Annotated in this window: 20 protein-coding genes; 5 read left to right on the forward strand and 15 right to left on the reverse strand. The window is 58.0% G+C overall.

All coding sequences use genetic code 11. The features are described from left to right. Positions 1-52 precede the first annotated feature (52 nt). The 6 genes from Electrica_RS14225 to Electrica_RS14250 are packed head-to-tail and all read right to left on the reverse strand — an operon-like array spanning position 53 to position 5,813. The gene (locus Electrica_RS14225) at positions 53-508 is read right to left on the reverse strand and encodes a phosphatase domain-containing protein (RefSeq protein ID WP_131050060.1); all 456 of its coding nucleotides are present in this window, start codon (positions 506-508) and stop codon (positions 53-55) included. Beyond that, positions 498-1,055, reverse strand: a complete 558-nt coding sequence (locus Electrica_RS14230) for a histidine phosphatase family protein (protein WP_100683870.1) — start codon at positions 1,053-1,055, stop codon at positions 498-500. Before Electrica_RS14230 ends, Electrica_RS14225 begins: the two co-directional genes overlap by 11 nt. Then, positions 1,046-2,107, reverse strand: coding sequence for an MBL fold metallo-hydrolase (locus Electrica_RS14235; RefSeq protein ID WP_160703622.1), 1,062 nt, complete (start codon positions 2,105-2,107; stop codon positions 1,046-1,048). Before Electrica_RS14235 ends, Electrica_RS14230 begins: the two co-directional genes overlap by 10 nt. Then, positions 2,104-3,132, reverse strand: a complete 1,029-nt coding sequence (locus tag Electrica_RS14240; protein WP_141964791.1) for an ABC transporter ATP-binding protein — start codon at positions 3,130-3,132, stop codon at positions 2,104-2,106. The genes Electrica_RS14235 and Electrica_RS14240 overlap by 4 nt, the downstream gene beginning before the upstream one ends. Then, a complete protein-coding gene (locus tag Electrica_RS14245) occupies positions 3,120-4,832 on the reverse strand; it encodes an ABC transporter permease (RefSeq protein ID WP_224742482.1) in 1,713 nt (570 codons plus the stop codon). The genes Electrica_RS14240 and Electrica_RS14245 overlap by 13 nt, the downstream gene beginning before the upstream one ends. A gap of 3 nt (positions 4,833-4,835) precedes the next feature. Continuing rightward, positions 4,836-5,813 carry an ABC transporter substrate-binding protein gene (locus Electrica_RS14250; RefSeq protein ID WP_141964792.1) on the reverse strand — a complete coding sequence of 326 codons (978 nt, stop codon included), beginning with the start codon at positions 5,811-5,813 and terminating at the stop codon, positions 4,836-4,838. A gap of 134 nt (positions 5,814-5,947) precedes the next feature. Here Electrica_RS14250 and Electrica_RS14255 point away from each other — a divergent pair, with 134 nt between their 5' ends. The 3 genes from Electrica_RS14255 to Electrica_RS14265 all read left to right on the forward strand — a co-directional run bounded on the left by Electrica_RS14255 (position 5,948) and on the right by Electrica_RS14265 (position 7,903). After that, positions 5,948-6,724 (forward strand): DeoR/GlpR family DNA-binding transcription regulator, encoded by a 777-nt coding sequence (locus Electrica_RS14255; protein ID WP_141964793.1) that lies wholly within the window; start codon positions 5,948-5,950, stop codon positions 6,722-6,724. A gap of 351 nt (positions 6,725-7,075) precedes the next feature. Further along, positions 7,076-7,270: a hypothetical protein gene (locus Electrica_RS14260; protein WP_131050056.1), complete on the forward strand. Its 195-nt coding sequence runs from the start codon at positions 7,076-7,078 to the stop codon at positions 7,268-7,270. A 513-nt stretch (positions 7,271-7,783) separates the two neighbouring features. After that, positions 7,784-7,903 (forward strand): small membrane protein, encoded by a 120-nt coding sequence (locus Electrica_RS14265; protein ID WP_141964794.1) that lies wholly within the window; start codon positions 7,784-7,786, stop codon positions 7,901-7,903. 825 nt (positions 7,904-8,728) lie between these two features. On the opposite strand, the gene Electrica_RS14270 is transcribed toward Electrica_RS14265, so the two are convergent. After that, positions 8,729-10,348: a peptide ABC transporter substrate-binding protein gene (locus tag Electrica_RS14270; protein ID WP_131050173.1), complete on the reverse strand. Its 1,620-nt coding sequence runs from the start codon at positions 10,346-10,348 to the stop codon at positions 8,729-8,731. A 187-nt stretch (positions 10,349-10,535) separates the two neighbouring features. On the opposite strand from Electrica_RS14270, the gene mpaA reads away from it, so the two are divergent. Further along, the gene (gene mpaA / locus Electrica_RS14275; RefSeq protein ID WP_131050174.1) at positions 10,536-11,249 is read left to right on the forward strand and encodes a murein tripeptide amidase MpaA; all 714 of its coding nucleotides are present in this window, start codon (positions 10,536-10,538) and stop codon (positions 11,247-11,249) included. On the opposite strand, the gene ycjG is transcribed toward mpaA, so the two are convergent. Next, the gene (gene ycjG / locus Electrica_RS14280) at positions 11,240-12,205 is read right to left on the reverse strand and encodes an L-Ala-D/L-Glu epimerase (RefSeq protein ID WP_141964795.1); all 966 of its coding nucleotides are present in this window, start codon (positions 12,203-12,205) and stop codon (positions 11,240-11,242) included. The two genes, mpaA and ycjG, sit on opposite strands and share 10 nt — an antisense overlap. A 103-nt stretch (positions 12,206-12,308) precedes the next feature. Between ycjG and tpx the strand changes: the two genes are divergently transcribed. Further along, on the forward strand, positions 12,309-12,815 hold the full coding sequence (tpx, locus tag Electrica_RS14285; RefSeq protein ID WP_100683879.1) for a thiol peroxidase: 507 nt from the start codon (positions 12,309-12,311) through the stop codon (positions 12,813-12,815). A 75-nt stretch (positions 12,816-12,890) separates the two neighbouring features. Here tpx and Electrica_RS14290 read toward each other — a convergent pair whose 3' ends face one another. The 7 genes from Electrica_RS14290 to pspB form a co-directional block, all read right to left on the reverse strand. Continuing rightward, entirely contained in the window at positions 12,891-13,946 is a 1,056-nt protein-coding gene (locus Electrica_RS14290; protein ID WP_167686239.1) for an AbrB family transcriptional regulator, read from the reverse strand. Positions 13,947-14,055: 109 nt separating this feature from the next. After that, entirely contained in the window at positions 14,056-15,597 is a 1,542-nt protein-coding gene (gene tyrR, locus Electrica_RS14295) for a transcriptional regulator TyrR (protein ID WP_131050176.1), read from the reverse strand. Between the two features lie 196 nt (positions 15,598-15,793). Continuing rightward, entirely contained in the window at positions 15,794-16,855 is a 1,062-nt protein-coding gene (locus Electrica_RS14300; protein ID WP_141964796.1) for a YcjF family protein, read from the reverse strand. Then, the gene (locus tag Electrica_RS14305) at positions 16,852-18,249 is read right to left on the reverse strand and encodes a YcjX family GTP-binding protein (protein ID WP_141964797.1); all 1,398 of its coding nucleotides are present in this window, start codon (positions 18,247-18,249) and stop codon (positions 16,852-16,854) included. Before Electrica_RS14305 ends, Electrica_RS14300 begins: the two co-directional genes overlap by 4 nt. Before the next feature lie 195 nt (positions 18,250-18,444). Further along, complete coding sequence (pspD, locus tag Electrica_RS14310; RefSeq protein ID WP_100683882.1) at positions 18,445-18,663, reverse strand: phage shock protein PspD; 219 nt, start codon at positions 18,661-18,663, stop codon at positions 18,445-18,447. 19 nt (positions 18,664-18,682) lie between these two features. Continuing rightward, positions 18,683-19,042: an envelope stress response membrane protein PspC gene (gene pspC, locus Electrica_RS14315; RefSeq protein ID WP_100683883.1), complete on the reverse strand. Its 360-nt coding sequence runs from the start codon at positions 19,040-19,042 to the stop codon at positions 18,683-18,685. Further along, entirely contained in the window at positions 19,042-19,266 is a 225-nt protein-coding gene (gene pspB / locus Electrica_RS14320) for an envelope stress response membrane protein PspB (RefSeq protein WP_004861160.1), read from the reverse strand. The genes pspC and pspB overlap by 1 nt, the downstream gene beginning before the upstream one ends. Positions 19,267-19,328 lie beyond the last annotated feature (62 nt).

The following is a 19,328-nucleotide window of genomic DNA, read 5'->3' on the forward strand; positions in this document are numbered from 1 at the left end:
TGTCTGACGCCTTTTTAGTGCTCTCCGGCTTGCTCAGATCGCGTGGCAGAGGTCAAAAATCGCCGGGCGCGCACTGCAGACAGGTCAGTCCCGCGCTACGCCAGAAATCCACGACGGCCTGACGGTCGTCGATCACCAGCCATGGCTGATAGCCATCGGCGATGATTTGCTGCAGTAGCCCCTTTTTGACCTCTTCATCTGCCACATGATCGTCGCCTTCCGGGCGCAGATAGAGGCCATCATACGCAATATTGTGCCGCGCCAGCCACGCCTCGGTATGGTGACGAAATCCATCGGGGCGCCCGCTGCAAATCACAATCGACTGCTGCCCGGCGTGCAACAACGCCACCAGTTTGCCGATCGCCGCATTCGGTAACGCCTGCGCCATAAACGCAAAAAAAGGGGGCCACTGTTTCTCGCTCCCCAGTACCCAGTCACGCATTTTTTCCGCATCAAACTCCGCCAGGGTACCGTCAATATCCACAATAATGCAGGGCTTAGCGCTCATCGGCTTCCTCCAGCGGAACAATCCGCCACTCATTCGCCTGTTGTCCGGGAGAGATCCACATCGGCACAACGTTACCCGGTCGGGCGCCATAAGGGGTACCGAGAGCATAGCGGCGCAGCACCCGGAACACGCCGGAATGGGCAATAATTAACGGACGGTCGTACTGCGTCAGGATCGTGTTCAGCACGTCAGTCACCCGGCGGCAAAACGCCTCCCAGCTTTCTCCTCCCGGCGGCGTCTCTTCATACGGCGGCTGTTCGGACCACGGGCGCAGCTCTAAATCGCCCCAGTCCCGCTCGCGCAGGTCATCAAAAACCGTATAGGGCAGATCGGGGAGCGCCAGCTCCGCCGTTTGCCGGGCGCGCAATAGCGGACTGACGGCAATACCGCTCCAGCGATAGCGGCTCAGCAGCGAGCGCACTTCCTGCGCTTGCCACTCCCCCTCATCGGTGAGCGGCACGTCCGTTCGTCCGCCGATCAGTTTGTCCCGGTTAAGGGCGGTTTCGCCGTGGCGAACAAAAACAAAGGGCTTACAGATTATTGGCATAATTCCATCTCAATCATGGGATGAGTCATCAGCTGGCAGTTCAGCGCCTGTTGCCAGCGGACAGGATTATCAATCGCGGTAAATAGCGGCACAACGTAGCGGCACGACAGTTGAGAGACCAGCTTTTGCAGGCAGGAGAGCGTCGGATGCACATTCCAGCGGCAAAAATCGACCTCGCCTGCCAGCCACTGCTGATATGCGACCCGGTTCATATGGCCGGTGAATAAAACACGATGGTGGAAATCGTCGCGCGCCCGCAGCACGCCCGCCATACCGTTCATCCCGTCAGGATCGGCGGCCAACACCAGTGGCGCCTGAGTCGAAAATAGCGGGTTGGTCTGCGCCAGCGTCCGTAACGCCGTAGCGATACCCTGCTGCAGACTCCCCTCGTCATCTTCCGCCATCTGCACAAGCATCGCCCGGCAAGCGGCATCCAGGGCAATCTCCGGCTGGCTGTTATCTCGCGCCATCCATAGCGCCAGTTCGGCGGCGCGTCCGGAAGGAGGAACGGGGCACAGCGTGGGTTGCGACAGATAGGCCCGCAGTTTCTCCAGCTGCTGGCTCTGGGGAATATCGTATAAACCGTAGGAAGCATCCACCAGCGCAATGTCTGCGGGGGGCGGCGCATCAAAGCGAAACAGCATCGATTCCATACTGATGTCGCCGCTATAGAAAATGCCGCCCGCCACGTTAAGATGAAACCACACGCCCCCCCAGGCATGGCCGCAACTGCCGGTGGTCACGGTGATGTCGCCAAGGGAAAACTGCCCGCGTACGGCAATGGGATGGACGCGACGCCCGGGCGGCAGCGCCTGGGCCGTGACGGCGCTGCAATAGATGGGGATATCCGCCGGCAAACGGTTCAATCCGCCAATATGATCCACATGGTCATGGCTCAACAGCACCGCATCAATATCGGCGGGTACCGGCCACGGCGCTTCATCTGGCTCCAGCGCGCCGCCCGCATCCAGCAGGATGCGTTGGCTCGGCGTACTCAGCAAAATCGCGGCCGGGGCTTTGCGGTGTAAGCCGCTAACGATCTCTATCTTCACGCCGCCTCCAGACGCCAGCCCTGCGTCAGCTGTACGCGCACGCTCTGCTGCGCCCGCAGCGGCGAGTGATGGAAAGCGCTCAGCGATTGCCCGTCCGCCAGACGTAAATCCAGTAAATAGCGCTCTCCCTGATAGATACAGTTTTCGACTTCGGCACTCAGCCCTTCAGCCGTTAACTGCACATGCTCCGGGCGAACCAGTACCGACTGCCGGGCATAATATTGACCGCCGGAGAACCCCTCATGCAGAACAGCGCGATCCAGCTGTCGGCTGCCGCCGGGGATGGACAGAGACAAAACCTGCCCCTTGCCAATAAAACGCGCTACCCACGCGTTTTGCGGTTGTTGATACAACTGCTGCGGCGCGCCCCACTGCATTAATGCCCCCTGATGCATCACCGCGATATGGCTGGCCAGCGCCATCGCTTCCGCCTGGTCGTGAGTAACATAGACAAAGGTTGCCCCGGTACGACGGTGAAACTCCCGGAAGGTCTGCTCCATCGTCGCGCGTAAATGTCTGTCGAGATTAGCCAGCGGTTCATCCAGCAGCACAACCTGAGGCTCTGAGACCAGGCAGCGCGCCAGCGCCACGCGCTGACGTTGCCCACCGCTTAGATCCTGCGGCGAACGTTCGGCATAAGCGCCCAGTTCGACAATCTCCAGCGCTTCGCTCACTCGCTGACGACGCGCGGCCCCCTGCACTTTGCGCAGCTTCAACGGATAACCCACGTTTTCCGCTACGGTCATATGCGGCCACAGGGCGTAGGACTGAAAGACCATTCCCATATCACGCTGTTCCGGCGGCAAATGCAGCGAGGTATCCGCCAGCAGGCGATCGCCCAACAGCAAACGACCGCCGCTGAGCTGCTCCAGGCCCGCAAGGATACGTAAAGTGGTCGTTTTGCCACATCCGCTCGGCCCCAGCAGCGCGGTAAATGCGCCCTGCGGGATGGTCAGATCAAGATCCCGCACCACGGTCTGGTTGCCAAAGACTTTGCTAAGCTGTTCCAGCCTCAGTTCTGCCATGGAATCACTCCTTTGGGTAAATATTTGCCGAGCGCGCTGAGCAACAGCATCACCACCGCGACCAGTGCGACCACCAGCACCGATACCGCCGACGCCAGCACCTTATCGCCACTTTCATCAAGGTTGAAAATCACCACGCCAAGCGTCTCTTTTCCGGCACTCCATAGCAGCGCCGATACGGTCAGCTCGTTCACCGCGGAAAGAAACACCAGCAGCGCGCCAGCGAACGCGGCGGGCGCCATCAGCGGCAGAACAATATGGCGTAATCGTTGGGAGACATTGGCTCCGGCCAGGCTTGCGGCCTCTTCCATCGCCGGGTCCAGTTGCAGCATGCTGCTGTGCACCGGCTTCAGGCAGACGGTCAGAAAACGGGCAAGATAGGCGAAAAAGATAATCGTCAATGTTCCGCTGAGGCTGATATTCAGCAACGGCAGCGGACGCGCAAACAGCAGGATGCAGGCGATCGCCAGAACCACGCCGGGGAGCGTGTAGGGAATATCAATGACGCCGTGGAGCCAACGTAGCAACCGGGTAGGATGGCGCACCAGCAGCCATGCCAGCGGCAGGCTTAACAGCATCAACACCAGCGCGGCGGACACCGACAGCAGCATGCTGTTGGTCAGCGCGCGCCAGGTGGCGCTCTGCGCATCGACGATCCCCCGCCAGGCGGCAAAGGTCAGCGTATCGCCATTCAGCGGAACGCCAAGCGTCGGCACCAGCGACGTCGCCATCAAAGCCAGCAGCGGCGCAATCAGAATAGCGAACAGCACAATCCCCAGCAGCACTTCCATCGCCAGCCGCCATTTCCCCAGCGAAAAGCCCAACGCGCGCCCGGCCATGCCAATCAGCGGCAGCGCGTAGCGTCGCTGCATACGACTTTGCAGGATAACGATACCGATCGCCAGCACGCCCATCAGCACCGAGAGCGCCGCCACTTCATTAAGCATTGAAGGCCCAAAGCTGGAGAGCGTCTGGTAGATATAAACCGGGAGCACAAAGTAGGATATGGGGATCCCCAGCATCGCCGGAATGCCGAAGTTGCCAAGCGCGGAGACGAAGGCGATCGCCGCGCCAGCCCACAGTGCGGTGCGGCACAGCGGTAGCACGATATCGAAAAAGACCCGCCACAGCGAGGCGCCATTGAGTCTCGCCGCTTCAATATGCTCTTTCGGCAGGCATTGCAGCTGCGTGCGCAGAGCCAGAAACACCAGCGGCGCATGCTGGATGCCAAGCAGCAAGGCAATGCCCTCGGCAGAATAGAGCGGATTCGCGCTGCCAAAACCCGGCGCAAGCCCGATGCTGTTAAGCAGAATGCTGCTCGGGCCGAAGAGCTGCAGCCAGCTCAGGGCGGTAACCTGAGGCGGGATCATCATCGGCAGCATAAACAGGAATACCCACACCTGCTTGAGGCGGATATTGGTCAACGCCAGGCAAAAGGCGAACAGGCTGCCAAGCAGCAGGGAGATAAGCGTTCCCAGACCGCTGGTATAAAGGCTGTTATATAGCGCAGTCCATGTGGCGGGATTGCTCAGCACACGCCACAAACTGCTGTCACCGCCCTGCCGCCAGTCAAGCAGCGCCGCGATGAGCAGCCGCAGGCTGGGCAGCAGGCTTATCAATGCAACGAGGCATAATAATAGCCATAGCAGCCCTTTAACCGGGCTGCTGCTGGCGTTCTGACGCAATGTCATATCGCTCATCAATTAACGGTTTCCAAACAGGTCGGCAAAGCGTTTTTTGTTGGCTTCAGCATCCGCCAGCGCTTTTGCCGCATCGAAAGGCATCAGCTTAATACTGTCGCGTGGCGGAAAGCCTTTGGGTACCGGCAGCGAGGCATCCGCAGGTAAATAACCCTGCTGTAGCACCAGCTTCTGCCCGTCCGCCGACAGCAGGAAATCAATAAAGGCTTTTGCCGCCTGCGGGTTCTTGGCGTTTTTCATCATCGCCACCGGCTCGGTCACGATGCTGACCCCCTCTTTCGGGAAGACAAATTCGATCGGTGCGCCTTTGGCTTTTTCCCGGATCGCCATGTAATCCACCAGAACGCCGTAGGCTTTGCTGCCAGAAGCGATAGCATTCATGACCGCGCCGTTGCCGCTTTGCGGCATCGCGCCGTTCTCTTTCAGCTTCTCGTAGTATTGCCAGCCGAGATCAGGAGAGTTCATCAGCGTCGCCTGATGAATTTGCGCCGCGCCGGAGTAAAGCGGGCTTGGCAAGGTGGTCATGTTTTTCAGCTCCGGCTTCAGGAGATCCCGCCATGATGTCGGTTTGACCGGCGCTTTGCTATTCCAGGCGATACCGGTAGTAATCAGCTTGGTGCCGTAGTAGTAACCGTCTTTATCATAGAGCTGCGCATCAAAACGCGCGGCCTGCGGCGAGTGATACGCGGCCAGTAAATTCTGCTGCTTCAGCGCTTCCATGGTGACGCTGTCGGCGATCAACAGGACATCTGGCGTCGCGCCGCCAGCGGCTAACTCCGCCTGCAGGCGGGCAGTCAGCTTCGTGGTCCCGTCACGGATCCATTTCACTTCGATATCAGGATGCGCTTTTTCAAAAGCATTAACGGTCATCTGCGCATCTTCGTTGGGCTGGCTGGTGTAGAGCGTCAGCGTAGATTTGGCCAAAGCCGACGCGCTCATCATGGTCAACATCACCGCCGCCAACAGGTTTTTTTTGTTCATCGTTCCGTCCCCAGTGTTTTCGTTGCGACGATTAAAACAAGGGAATCTGACAAAAATATGACTAATTTCTTTCGTAGTAATAGTTTCACATTGCCACGCTAGCATGACCAAAAATAACGTCGCAGGAGGGGAAAATGCCCCCCGAAATTCGTCGCAGCGCCATTGTCACCCTGGTGACAGAGCGCGGAGAAATCAGTATTGAAGCGCTTTCCCGGTACTTTAGCGTGTCGCTGCAAACCATCCGCAGCGATCTGCGCGACCTAACGGCACAGGGGCTGTTGCTGCGTCGCCACGGCATGGTCGCCCCTTTCGCTCGCGAAAATATCGCCTATAAGCAGCGCGAGATCGTCAATATCAACGGCAAGCGCTGGATTGGCGAACAGGTCGCGCAGTTGCTCTGCGCAGCGCAAAGCTGCTTTCTTGGCACCGGAACGACGGTGGAGATGGTGGCGCGCGCCCTGCCAGAGAACCGTCCTCTCGCCGTTTTCACCAATAACCTGCATGCCGCGCAGCCGCTCAGCCGCCTTCCCGGTTGCGAGCTGACGATCGCCGGTGGGCGTATCCGCAAACGCGATCTGGATATTATTGGTAGCGATGCCCAGACCTTCTTCAGCCGCTATCGGGTCGATATCGGCGTGGTTTCAGTCGGCGGCGTTGGCGAAACGGGCGATCTGTATGATTTTAACGATGATGAAGTGGTGGCCCGGCTGGCCTTAACCGCCAGCGCAGATGTCACGGTACTGGTCATCGACAGCACGAAATTTGGCCGCACGGCGCTCTGTCGTAACGGTAATGTAGGTGATTTCGACTATGTCGTCAGCGAGCGTGCGCCGACGGTACAACAGCGGGCGATGCTGGCGCAGCGCCGGACAAAATGGTTATACCGTGACGACATCGAGGCGTTGGCCTAGCGGCAAATAGTCTGCCACAGCGCCTCCTGTTCCATGAGGTAGCGGCTGAAGGAACGCGAGCAGATAATCTGCGGCGCGATCGGGGGAGACGGTTCCGGTTGAGGATACGGGCAGCGAGAAAAGCCGGGCGTTAACACCGGCCAGCTCGACAGGATATGTCACTTGTCAGATAGACTCTCCCTGCCGGCCACCGGCAGGAGAAATGACCAGAAAATTGGCAAAGAGTTAGTCGCATCTCTGGAAATTTTCGCCGGTTGGGAGGAGGATAGTCTCTGTGAAGCCGACCGTTATGGGCCATCGTTATCCCCACCGTACCGGCGATGTGCCCGAGATACTGAACTGGAGATTCTTATGTATGACACGTCAGGAGATACCCCCCTCCACTTTTATCGCTATCAGTGCCGTTTCTACGTCGCCCATTGGGACGGAGGTAATGTGATGAGCGATAATTTCAGGCAGTTCATTGAGTTGATTACCGAAAAAACGGGTATTGATGCTAAGCGCGTCGAAGCCGTGGCGCGGGACTACTTCAATAACGTGGACTAACGCCGGTCGGAATCTGCCTACGTTTTTCTTCCTCATTCGGACACAGCCCCGCTGAGCGTTTATGGATGAACGACCCGCCGAACCCCATTCCTGAATGACCATCGCGGGCGATCCGCGCGCGTATTGTGCTAAACCGTCCGCTTCAGCAGGTCTCCCGCGAGGCCTGCACGCTTAATGTTGCCCCACGCTCCCGACACACCGCCCGGTTGCCATTTTCAGTGAGTTATTAATCAGATATCGCCAGCTATCGGCCTCTTGCCTGTATTTGCCTGCCGCACAGGCCAGCCATCGCTAATCCGGTATCTTTGAGCGAAAAAACCGTCACTAATAACAATATAATGCTAATTATATTTTAATTTCCAGCACAAAACGACACTTTTAAAACACAAAAAGAATTAAAAAAACTTTTCTTACATTCTATTAAAATATTTAGTTAGGATTTTTCTTAATCCTGGAGTAGATTCGCTGTCATAAAAGCAAGAATATCCATGAACTTCCCGGGGACTAAACCATATGGCAAACATATTCTTTTTAGTATTAGCTATAGTACTGCTTCTGGTTGCTGTTTTTTCTCTTGTTTCTTATCTCAAAGACAGAAAAAAACAGCAGTTTACGTTCAAAAAAAGACGTTAATAACAAAAGCAAAACAGGAGAGATACACATCCGTGAACTTTCCCGAATGAATTTGACTGAATGAATTTGACTGAACGATCGATAGTCTGACATGGCCAGTTTAACGCGATACCTCGTCAACGATTGACGTCGCTTTAAACACACGGGTCATGCGTATTAGCAACATTACGCATAAGAAAATCCAATTACTCATAGTGTATTAGTAAGATTTTAATTTCTCGTCGGTTAATCAAGCGCGTTATTTGACTGTCTTGTCAACAGCGAAAGGCGATTGACGTTGACAGGCCGTGCCGCGATATTAACATGCTGTTTGCCCTCTCGGTGGTCTGCCGGCCACCCGAGCGCGCTCGCCGCCGTCATCCCGCCGTCCCCTTGCCCGCGAAGGGTGCGCCAACGCCGGGCCATCTCATCCGCTGTGCCGCCAGAACGACGGCTCTTCTCGCCAGCCAGCGAAGTCCGTTGCTGCTCGACAATAAAAAGTCACTATTAAGCCGATCATTTCATTCAAATAATATTATTCTGACAGCGAACTTAATTCCCGTATAACATCAATATGACAACCGTTGAATTTTATTGCTTTTTTATTGTATTGCACCATGAAGAATTTACCTCATATTAATAAGAATATGCGGAGCACGGGGCGAGAATCTAAAAACTGAGCAGATTAAAATAACGGCAATCCGCGAAAGCATGCGGTGATTGAAGAAAATGAGATTTGCCTGTCCCCCTGACGCGGCGTTATAGCGGGCCATCGTGGTGGTGCAATATTGCCAAAAAACCCGGGCGCGGATAGCGCGCCCGGGTTAAACGGTGCTGAAGTAAGAATTACGGATGCTTTTCGATATACATCGTACGACTATAGGCAACATCTTCCGGGTTATTAATCGGATAGCCTTTCAGCCACGGCTTAATCAAACGCCCGTTGGTATACTGGTAAATGGGGGCAACAGGCGCTTTGCTCATGATGATTTTTTCTGCCGCATTATAATCATCATTGCGCGCTTTATCCGAGGTTTCCAGCGCCGCCTGGCTCAGAATCTTGTCATAGGTCGGGTCGTTAAAACGGGAAATATTCCCGCTGTGGGTCGAGGTCAGCAGCGACAGGAAAGTGGAAGGCTCATTGTAATCCCCGACCCACGAGGCGCGAATCACATCAAAATTGCCGCTATTGCGGCTATCGATATAGGTTTTCCACTCCTGATTCTGCAGCTTCACATCCACGCCGAGATTCTTCTTCCACATTGAAGCGACCGCTATCGCGATTTTCTGGTGGTTTTCCGACGTGTTATACAGCAGCGTTAACTTCAGCGGACGACCAGGACCGTAGCCCGCCGCCTGCAATAGCGCTTTGGCCTGGGCATTCAGCTCCGCCTGGCTCATGCTTTCCATCTGCGACGGCTGCGGGGTAAACCCGGCCGTCACGTCCGGCGTAAAGTGCCAGGCCGGCTTTTCGCCGGTTCCCAGTATCTTCTCCGCCATCAGACGACGGTCGATAGTCATACTCAGCGCCAGACGCACGCGCTCATCGGCGGTGGGACCTTTCTGAGTATTAAAGGCGTAGTAATAGGTTCCCAGCTGCGGCGGCGTATACACCTGGCCCGGAATCTCCTTCAGCAATTTCTGATACAGATTCTTCGGGAAAGACTCGGTGATATCAATATCGCCGGCCAGATAGCGCTTCGTTGCCGAGGACTCCTGATTGATAGGGACAAAAGTCACCTGCTGAATGACCGTTTTCGCATTATCCCAATAGTGGCTGTTCGGCACGAGCACCAGTTTTTCGTTAACCACGCGATCTTTTAACACGTAAGCGCCGTTGCCGATAAGATTGCCCGGACGCGTCCAGTTGGCCCCGCTCTCGACGTTAGCCTTCTGTACCGGATAAAACGCGAAACTGGCCGTCAGATTACTGAACCACGGCAGCGGCTTATCCAGCTGCACGCGCAGGGTACGCGCGTCAACGGCGGTGACGCCCAGCGTTTGCGGCGCCGCTTTCCCGTCGATAATATTTTGCGCGTTGCCGATCCCCGCCAGCGCGGCGAACCAGGCGAAAGGCGACGTGGTTTTCGGGTCGACCAGACGCTGCCAGCTATAGACAAAATCCTGCGCCGTCACCGGCGAGCCATCGGACCAGCGCGCATCATCACGCAGGGTAAACGTCCAGACGCGGTTATCGTTACTCTGCCAGCGGGTCGCCACGCCGGGGATAATATTGCCTTTCGCGTCCTGGTTGACTAAACCTTCAAACAGATCGCGAATCACCTGAATTTCCGGCAGGCCAACGGCTTTAGCGGGATCTAATGATGCGGGTTCATCTTTAATGTGCCGTACCAGCAGCTGCTTTTCGGCTAATACGGTTCCCTGGGGGACATCCGCCGCCCAGGCAAGAGAAGAAATGCTGGCTAACCACAGCGCGCCGCATGTCAATGTGACAGGATACTTCATGAGATCCCCTTTAAAATAAAAAACCAGAGCTGGCAGAGCGATAATTATTTGTTTCATCACCTGAAATTGCAAACGGCTTGTGATAGAAAATTGACATGTCTACCGATTTAACCGCCTCAGGAAACTATTTGATTCCGGGAGGCTTTTACACAACACTGCAGAAAATAACCTGCTAACAGGATGCCCTATGCCCGTTTCCCGTCCTCGCCCTCAGCGCGGCGCCTTCCCGCCCGGTACGCAGCGCTATGGTCAGTCACATCTTGGTGCGCCGCTGCTTTGGTTCCCTGCGCCGCTGGCGGACAGCCGCAGCGGCCTGATTCTTGCCGGTACCCACGGCGATGAAAACTCATCGATCGTGACGCTCTCCTGTGCGCTGCGTACCCTGAAGCCGGAATTACGCCGCCATCACGTCGTGCTGGCGGTGAATCCCGATGGCTGTCAGTTGGGACTACGGGCCAACGCCCGTGGCGTCGATCTGAACCGCAACTTTCCCGCGGCAAACTGGAAAGAAGGGGAAACGGTGTATCGCTGGAACAGCGCGGCAGAGCAGCGCGACGTGGTGCTGTTGACCGGTGACAGGCCCGGCTCAGAACCGGAAACCCAGGCGCTGTGCCAGCTGATCCATCAGATCCACCCGGCGTGGGTTGTCTCCTTCCACGATCCGCTGGCCTGCATTGAAGATCCCGGCCACAGCGAGCTGGGACAGTGGCTGGCCGACGCGTTCGCCCTGCCGCTGGTCGGCAGCGTCGGTTACGAAACCCCCGGCTCTTTTGGCAGCTGGTGCGCTGATATCGACCTGCCCTGTATCACCGCCGAGTTTCCACCCATCTCGGCCGACGAAGCCACGGAAAAGCATCTGTCGGCGATGATGGATCTGCTGCGCTGGCACGCTCAGAGATGAAGCACGCCGGTGCTGAAATGCAGCGCCGGCTCGACATCCACCGCCAGCCAGGTCGGGCCATCCAGATCGGCGAAACGCGCCAGCGGCGCCAGCGGGAGCGCCGCTGAAATGGCCCGCGACGTGCAGAGCATGCAGCCCAGCATACGTTCAAACCCCAGCTCGCCGGCCTCCTGCGCCAGAGACAGCGCCTCGGTCAAGCCGCCGGTTTTATCCAGCTTAATATTCACCATCTCATAGCGCCCACGCAGCTGCGGCAGGCTCTCACGGGTGTGACAGCTCTCGTCGGCACAGATCGGCAGCGGGTGAATAAAATTTTCCAGCGCGTCGTCGGCGTCCGCCGCAAGCGGCTGTTCGAGCATAGCCACGCCGATGTCCGCCAGCAGCTGGCAGCGCGCCGCCAGGCCATCGCTGGACCAGGATTCATTGGCATCCACAATCAGTGTCGCCTGCGGCACTACGTTGCGAATGGCAATCAGTCGTTCGCTGATCAGATGATTATCCAGTTTCACCTTCAGCAACCGGGCGCCCTTCTCCCACAGCGCGGCGGCGCTGGCCGCCATCTGTTCAGGGGTACCGATCACTACCGTCTGCGCCGTCACCACCCGATTGGGGAGTCCGATACCCAGCAGTTGAGGAATGGTTTTCCCGACGCGACGGGCCTGCAGATCCCACAGCGCGCAATCTACGGCGTTGCGCGCGGCCCCGGCCGGCAGCAGATGCTGGAGTTGTTCGCGGGTCATGCCGCTTTCCAGTTGCTCGCCGATGGTGAGGATCTGCGCCATGACCGATGCGATGCTCTCACCATAGCGCGGGTACGGCGTACACTCACCAACCCCTTTGACGCCGTCCTCCTCAATTTCCACGACCACCACTTTCGCCTCGCTGCGGCTGCCGCGGGCAATCACAAAAGGCGTATGTAACGGCCAGGCTTCTTCGTACACTCGCAGGTTTCGCATTCCCAGGTTCCTCCAGGGGAAACATTAAATAGGATTTGCCGTGCCGATAACGGATGTCATACACTACCCGTGACGTTAACTATATGTAAACAGGAAGATAAACATGTCACAAACCGTGCATTTCCAGGGCAACCCCGTTGCTGTTCAGGGCTCCATTCCGCAGGCCGGCGCTACCGCGCAGCCGTTTACGCTGGTCGCCAAAGATCTCTCTGACGTCGCGCTGAGCCAGTTCGCCGGCAAACGTAAAGTACTAAATATTTTCCCGAGCATCGATACCGGCGTCTGCGCGGCATCGGTTCGTAAATTCAACCAACTGGCTTCCGAGCTGGATAACACCGTGGTGTTGTGCATCTCTGCCGACCTGCCGTTCGCTCAGTCTCGCTTCTGCGGCGCGGAAGGCCTGAACAATGTCGTCACCCTGTCCACGCTGCGCGCTCCGCAGTTCCTCGCCGATTACGGCGTCGCCATTGCAGCCGGTCCACTGGCTGGTCTGGCGGCACGTGCGGTGGTCGTTGTTGATGAAAATGACCAGGTTGTTTACAGCCAGCTGGTGAACGAAATCACCGAAGAGCCGGACTACGATGCGGCCCTGGCTTCGCTGAAAGGCTAAACCACAGGCTATCCCGGAGGGCGGCGTCAGCGCCAGCCTCCGGCTACCTCAAGCCTCCGTCCTGCGGAGGCTTGTTTATTTCTGCGGCGCATAGCGCGAAATCAAACGCGCAATCATTGGGCCGGTCAGCAAAATGGTAAACAGGCGCAGCGTCTGCATCGCCATAATAAACGACATATCCGCCCGCGTGCCCGCGGCAATAATCGCCACCGTATCCAGCCCGCCGGGGCTTGTCGCCAGATAAGCGGTCATAAAATCGAGCGGCAGCACCTGGGTCACGCCCAGCGCCATCAGCGCGCAAACCACAATCAGGCCGATAATGGCGGCGATAATCTGCGGCAGGGTCTTCAGAGCCAGCAGGAAGATCTCTTGATTAAACTTTAGTCCAACGCTCCAGCCAATGGCGGCATACGCCAGCGCCAGCAGCCATTCAGGCAGCTCCAGCATCCACCAGCCCTCTCCCTGCACCACCGCGCCCGCCAGCATCGGGAAGAGCATCGCGCCAGACGGGAAACGCATTCTCAGCCCCAGCCATCCCGCAACCATCGTCAGCAGCAGCGTCCACGGCAGTTGCCACGTCAATGGCGGGAACCAGACTATCTGCTGGGTCATCGCCTGCGCATCGCCGCCCAGGGCAAAACGCACCACCAGCGCCGCCGTGCCCACGACAAACAGCACCCGCAGATACTGCATCAGCGCCACCAGCCGCACGTCGGCGCCGTAATCCTGCGCCATCACCACCATGGCCGACGCCCCGCCAGGCGAACAGCCCCACGCACCGGTCGCCCCGGGTAGCGCGCTATAGCGCACCAGCAGCCACCCCGCCAGCGCGCTGACGGCAAGCGTGGAGAAGAGGATAAGCAGCACCAGCGGCCAGTGCCCGATGAGGACGCTAAAAACAGAGGGGGTCAGCGTGCGGGCAATCATGCAGCCGATAATGGCCTGAGCGGCAATAAAAAATGGCCGCGGAACGCGCATGTTCGCCCCGCGCAGACTCAAGGTTATCCCGGCGATCATCGGCCCCAGCAGCAATGCCGCAGGCAGGTGCAGCCAGAACAGAAGCCCGGAGAGTCCGGCAGAGAGTCCCAGCAGTTTCATCCACTGAAGCAGATGACCCGGCGAAGTTGACATCCGTATTCCTAAAAGATGAAGAAAACTGAGTATATCCAGAAGCGGACGAAAGGCAGAAGCCTCCTTGACATCAGGTGGTCACCGGCCGCCTGAGCCGCCGGTGATCGCGCTACTCTTCGCCTTTTTTCTGGTTCAGACCGTATTCACGCAGCTTGTTGGCGATCGCGGTATGCGATACGCCGAGACGCTTCGCCAGCTTACGGGTACTCGGGAAGCTGCGATAAAGCTGGGTCAGGACCGAGCGTTCAAAGCGACGCGTAATATCATCCAGCGACCCTTCCATCGCCTCTTCGCCAACCGGCAGCGAGGCCACATCGTGATCCGGCAACAGAATATCCTGCGGACGCATCTCATAGCCTTCGAGCTGGGTCAGCGCGCGGTAAACCGCGTTCTTCAGCTGGCGAACGTTGCCGGGCCAGCTATAGCGGGTCAACACCGTGCTGAGGTCGGCGGAAAGCTTCGGTCGCGGGATCCCCTGCTCGTCGGCAAACCGGGAAACAAACAGCTCCGTCAGCGGAATGATATCCTGCGGACAGTCGCGCAGCGGCGGCAGGTAGAGGGTGAGCACGTTGAGGCGGTAGTAGAGATCCTCGCGGAATAATCCCTTCTGCACCAGCTCCAGCAGATTTTTCTGCGTCGCGCAGATGACCCGCACATCGACGTGAACCTCGTGATCTTCCCCGACGCGCCGGAAGGTGCCGTCATTGAGAAAACGCAGCAGCTTGGTCTGCATCCGCGGCGACATTTCGCCGATTTCATCCAGCAGGACCGAACCGCCGTTCGCCTGCTCAAAGAACCCTTTTTTACCCTGAATGGCGTCGCCAAACAGCTCGCTTTCCACCGCATCTTCCGGGATGGAACCACAGTTCAGCGCCAGATAGGGTTTGCTTGCCCGCGGGCTGGCAAGATGGCAGGCGTGGGCGAGTAGATCTTTGCCGGTTCCGGTATCGCCGACGATCAGCAGCGGCGCGCTGAGCATCGCCAGCTTGCGGGCCTGCTCGACGACATGGCGCATTTTCGGGCCGACGGCGAGGATTTGGCTAAAGGCGCTGGTGTCCTGCGTGGTCATGGTTTGCAGTTGCCGCCCCATCCGGACGGTGGAACGCAGCATTGCCACCGCGCCGGTCAGAACCCGTTCGCCGTGTTCGCCTTCAAGATACACCGGAGTGATTTCCAGCACGAAGTTCTGGCCGTTAACCACCACATGTTCGCTATGCGACTCCAGCGGGCTGCTCTCCAGCCAGCGCTGGACGTTAAAATCGGTAATTAACTGGGCGACCGGATGATTGCGCAGCCGCTCCGGGCTCTGCGCAAACAGCTGGCAGCTGGCGGGGTTCGCCAGCTCAACCTTGCCTTTGGTATCCAGCGACAGCACCGGTTCCGGCATCGCCACCAGCAGCGCGCTGAGCGCCAGGTGTTCGCGTTCCGACGGCATCCACGGCACGGTACGCACGTCGGTCACGCCGGCGATCCGGCGGATTTCCGCCATCAGACTGCTGAAGCTGGCGAACTCCAGCTCGGCAAAATTAAGATAAATTCGGCCAATGGGATCAATGTCGATGCCGCGCAGATCGATACCGCGGAGCACCAGCAAATCAAGCAATTCACGAGTCAGACCAAGACGGTCTTCACAAAAGACTTCAAGACGCATGGGAGTATTCACCCTAAAAAGGCCAATGACCGATGAATAATAGGACAGTTATTTGCTGGCGTGAAGATAGCTGTCAACAATTATTGACAGCATGGCGGAAAAACGGCCGTTATGGCGTAAAGATATCCGTTCAAAGCCCCGACGGCTGCGGAAGCGAGCGAAAACCGCCGTTCGGGAGGCGGTTTTCAAAAGGCGATCAGGGCTGTGGACCGCTTTTACTTTTTTGCAGCGTCTCTTTCAACTGACCTATCAGTTCACGGCGGAAATCGCCCAGCCGCGGCTTATCATCAGCAATCCACGGTAGCGGGCGGCACAGTTCCATGGCCTTAATCCCCAAACGCGCGGTGAGCAGTCCGGCGCCAATCCCCTGCGCCGCACGCGCCGAGAGTCTGGCCGCCAGGTCCTGCGACATCCAGTCCATACCCACTTCTCGCACCAGCTCGCTGGCACCGGCAAAGGCGATATTCAGCAGCACCAGGCGGAACAGACGCAGACGGCTGTAATACCCCAGCTCAATGCCATACAGCGTGGCGATACGGTTGATCAGGCGTAAATTACGCCAGGCGATAAAGGCCATATCCACCAGCGCCAGCGGGCTGACGGCGATCATCAGCGTGGACTCCGCCGCCGAACGGCTGATTTCCCGTCGCGCCTGGGCATCGAGCACCGGCTGTACCAGCTGCGCATACAGGCTGACCACTTCCCGATCGTTTTGCGTTTCATGAATCGCCGCATACCAGCGCTGCAGCGCAGGATGCGCCTGATCCAGCCCGGCCTGCTGCGCCAGTTTCTCGCAAAACGCGCGCCCTTTTCCGACCGCGTGACTGTGCAGCAAATCCCGCGCCTCATCGCGCTCATGGGCCCGCTGGCGCAGACGCCACAGTCGCCGCCATTCGGTGGCGACCGACCCGACGCCAGCACCGACAATCAGCGCTCCCGCCGCGCAGCCGCCCAGCGCAATCCAGTCCTGGGTTTGCCAGGCGCTCAGGGTCCACTGTACGCCCTGCGCCACCACGCTGACGCCAAAAATAGCCAGACCGGCGCTGACCATGCGGCGCCATAAGCTGCGTTTCGGCCGCAGAACCGATTCAACCACCGCTTCTGCCGCCCCCTCGTCCTCCTCCGGGGCATCGACTCGCGCCGGGGCAAACTTCTCCGCCTCTGCACCGTCAAAGGCACGGGCCGATTTCAGCGCCGCCATTTTCTCCGCTTCCAGCGGGCCGTCGAAGTCGATACGCGGTTTTAAAGGTTCGCTCATCGCAATTTATCTCCGATCAAAAATTCAAGCGCGGCATCCAGGCGGATATGCGGCAGCGGCTTATCGACGTCCATCACCTGCGGACGGAAATTCTCAAACTGAAACCCCTGCTGTTGCCAGAACGCCTGACCCGGCAGCCGGGCCGGCACCTCTCCGGGGTAGACGGTCAGCGGCTGACCGTCGCTCAGGCGGTTACCGCGCAGCGCGGGGATCTTCTCGCCGTTCACCTCAATCAACCCGCTCTGCGTCGCCTGAATCGATGCCAGCCCGAGGCAATCCATACTGATGCCTTCGAACGCGGCATTCTGCCAGGCGTCCTGAATCAGCTGCTGCAGCAGGGAAACCATATTGCCGTGCTGATCGACGGTAACGTGATCGGCTTTGGTCGCGGCAAACAGCAGCTTGTCGATCACCGGGGAAAACAGGCGGCGGAACAGGGTTCGCTGACCGTAATGGAAGCTCTGCATCAGCTGAGTCAGCGCCAGACGCATATCGTTAAAGGCCTGCGGACCGCTGTTCAGCGGCTGCAGGCAGTCCACCAGCACGATCTGGCGGTCGAAGCGCAGGAAATGGTCTTTGTAAAAGCCCTTGACCACTTTTTCGCAGTAATATTTAAAGCGCTCGCGCAGCATCCCGGCGTTGCTGTGTTTATCCGCCTGGGCCAGCTTCGCTTCGCCAAACGCATCCACGTCCGGCCAGGGGAAAAACTGCAGGGCCGGCGCCCCGGCCATATCCCCCGGCAGCACAAAGCGCCCCGGCTGAATAAAGTGCAGCCCTTCTCGCTTGCAGGCATGCAGATACTCCGTCCATGCGGCGGCAATCTCCGCCAGACGATTTTCATCGGCCGGCGCCAGCGGGTCCAGCCCGTCGCAGAGCTGACGCCAGCGGGCCGACCACGCCTCACGCTGCCCTTGCAGCAGACCGGTCATCTGTCGCGACCAGCTGAGGTAATCCTGCGCCAGCATCGGTAAATCAAGCAGCCATTCGCCCGGGTAATCGACGATTTCCAGGTACAACGTGGAGGTTTCTTTAAAATGGCGGAGCAGCGATTCGCTGGAGCGGTAGCGCAGAGCCAGACGAATTTCGCTTACCCCGCGGGTTGGCGTCGGCCACACCGGCGGCGAGCCGTACAACTGCGCCAGCCCTTCGTCATAGGTAAAACGTGGAATGCCGAAATCACGTTGCGGAACCCGTTTAACGCCCAGCAGGCGCTCTTCTCTCACCGCGCTGAGCAGCGGCAGACGCGCCCCGGAGTGAATATTCAGCAGTTGATTGACCAACGCGGTGATAAAGGCGGTTTTGCCGCTGCGGCTTAAGCCCGTGACCGCCAGACGCAAATGGCGGTCAACGCCGCGGTTCACCAGCGCATTGAATTCAGTTTTGAATCGCTTCATTGCCATCCTGTTATGCTCTGAAGGAAAGTGCTTTGATTATAAGCTATTAGGTGAGGATAAGTAGCAAGATTCCCGCCCGTGATGCCGGAGGCTGAGCGCTGATGGCATTCACCTCAGTGGCTGCGCGCAGGCGCGCCTGCGCGAGTTCACCCCGTCCACGTCGGTACGATGCGCCTGACGCATCGCCTCGTTCGATCATTTCATCCCGCGGGCAAAACGATTGGCCAGACGGCTGAGCAACGGTTCCAGCGCCACCGCCAGCAGCATTTTTAACGGCCGACGCGCTACCGATTTCACCGCCCAGCCGGCAACGCCCGCCGGGCCATAGCGTAACGCGGTCAGCACAACCAGCTTGCCCGCGATTTTCAGGCCGGGTTTCACTTTTTGCCCCGCCTGCTGCCATTTTATGTTCATGCGTGACCTCATCTTTCAGTTAAAGCTGACGAAAACGGCTGCGTAACGTAAAGGTATCCGACGTGACATAGCGTTCCATTTCGCGCAGGCGGCGTTCGCTGGCCGCCAGCTCTTGATCCGCCGCCGCCAGCAGCTCACCGCTGGTCGGCATTTTCTCGCCGTACAACTCACTTTCCGGCATCGGATCGAGAGCGAATGTCAGGATGATGTACGCCACCACCACAAAGAAAAACAGGCCAAAGATCATCGCCAGCACGGTAATCAGCCGTACCAGTTTGACCGGCACATCCAGATACTGCGCGATACCGGCGCAGACGCCTTTTACCATGCCGCGCTGCGGCACCCGCCACAGTTTTTTATTCAGATCCAGTCCACCCATTATTTGTCTCTCCAGTTCGGATGTTCGGCATCAAGAATGTCTTCCAGCGTCTGAATACGTTCGCGCATGCGCTTTGCATCGTCGGTCAGTTGCAACAAACGCTGCTGCTCATTCTGCGATAAGCTGCCGCTCGCAGTGCGGTTGTTGTAGTGCAGCCAAAGCCAGACCGGTAAAACGAACAGCACGAACAGCGTCAGGGGTATGGCAATAAAAAGCGTACTCATGTGTACTCCTTACAGTGAGTGAATAGCGGCGCATGGCCACGCCGCAACGCGTTATCCTTCAG

It is taken from the genome of Klebsiella electrica, assembly GCF_006711645.1.
Taxonomy (GTDB): domain Bacteria; phylum Pseudomonadota; class Gammaproteobacteria; order Enterobacterales; family Enterobacteriaceae; genus Klebsiella; species Klebsiella electrica.

Coding starts and splice junctions, on each gene's coding strand:
- Electrica_RS14225 (WP_131050060.1), bottom strand. CDS start 508: ATGAGCGCTAAGCCCTGCATTATTGTGGATATTGACGGTACCCTGGCG.
- Electrica_RS14230 (WP_100683870.1), bottom strand. CDS start 1,055: ATGCCAATAATCTGTAAGCCCTTTGTTTTTGTTCGCCACGGCGAAACC.
- Electrica_RS14240 (WP_141964791.1), bottom strand. CDS start 3,132: ATGGCAGAACTGAGGCTGGAACAGCTTAGCAAAGTCTTTGGCAACCAG.
- Electrica_RS14245 (WP_224742482.1), bottom strand. CDS start 4,832: ATGAGCGATATGACATTGCGTCAGAACGCCAGCAGCAGCCCGGTTAAA.
- Electrica_RS14250 (WP_141964792.1), bottom strand. CDS start 5,813: ATGAACAAAAAAAACCTGTTGGCGGCGGTGATGTTGACCATGATGAGC.
- Electrica_RS14255 (WP_141964793.1), top strand. CDS start 5,948: ATGCCCCCCGAAATTCGTCGCAGCGCCATTGTCACCCTGGTGACAGAG.
- Electrica_RS14260 (WP_131050056.1), top strand. CDS start 7,076: ATGTATGACACGTCAGGAGATACCCCCCTCCACTTTTATCGCTATCAG.
- Electrica_RS14265 (WP_141964794.1), top strand. CDS start 7,784: ATGGCAAACATATTCTTTTTAGTATTAGCTATAGTACTGCTTCTGGTT.
- Electrica_RS14270 (WP_131050173.1), bottom strand. CDS start 10,348: ATGAAGTATCCTGTCACATTGACATGCGGCGCGCTGTGGTTAGCCAGC.
- mpaA (WP_131050174.1), top strand. CDS start 10,536: ATGCCCGTTTCCCGTCCTCGCCCTCAGCGCGGCGCCTTCCCGCCCGGT.
- ycjG (WP_141964795.1), bottom strand. CDS start 12,205: ATGCGAAACCTGCGAGTGTACGAAGAAGCCTGGCCGTTACATACGCCT.
- tpx (WP_100683879.1), top strand. CDS start 12,309: ATGTCACAAACCGTGCATTTCCAGGGCAACCCCGTTGCTGTTCAGGGC.
- Electrica_RS14290 (WP_167686239.1), bottom strand. CDS start 13,946: ATGTCAACTTCGCCGGGTCATCTGCTTCAGTGGATGAAACTGCTGGGA.
- tyrR (WP_131050176.1), bottom strand. CDS start 15,597: ATGCGTCTTGAAGTCTTTTGTGAAGACCGTCTTGGTCTGACTCGTGAA.
- Electrica_RS14300 (WP_141964796.1), bottom strand. CDS start 16,855: ATGAGCGAACCTTTAAAACCGCGTATCGACTTCGACGGCCCGCTGGAA.
- Electrica_RS14305 (WP_141964797.1), bottom strand. CDS start 18,249: ATGAAGCGATTCAAAACTGAATTCAATGCGCTGGTGAACCGCGGCGTT.
- pspD (WP_100683882.1), bottom strand. CDS start 18,663: ATGAACATAAAATGGCAGCAGGCGGGGCAAAAAGTGAAACCCGGCCTG.
- pspC (WP_100683883.1), bottom strand. CDS start 19,042: ATGGGTGGACTGGATCTGAATAAAAAACTGTGGCGGGTGCCGCAGCGC.
- pspB (WP_004861160.1), bottom strand. CDS start 19,266: ATGAGTACGCTTTTTATTGCCATACCCCTGACGCTGTTCGTGCTGTTC.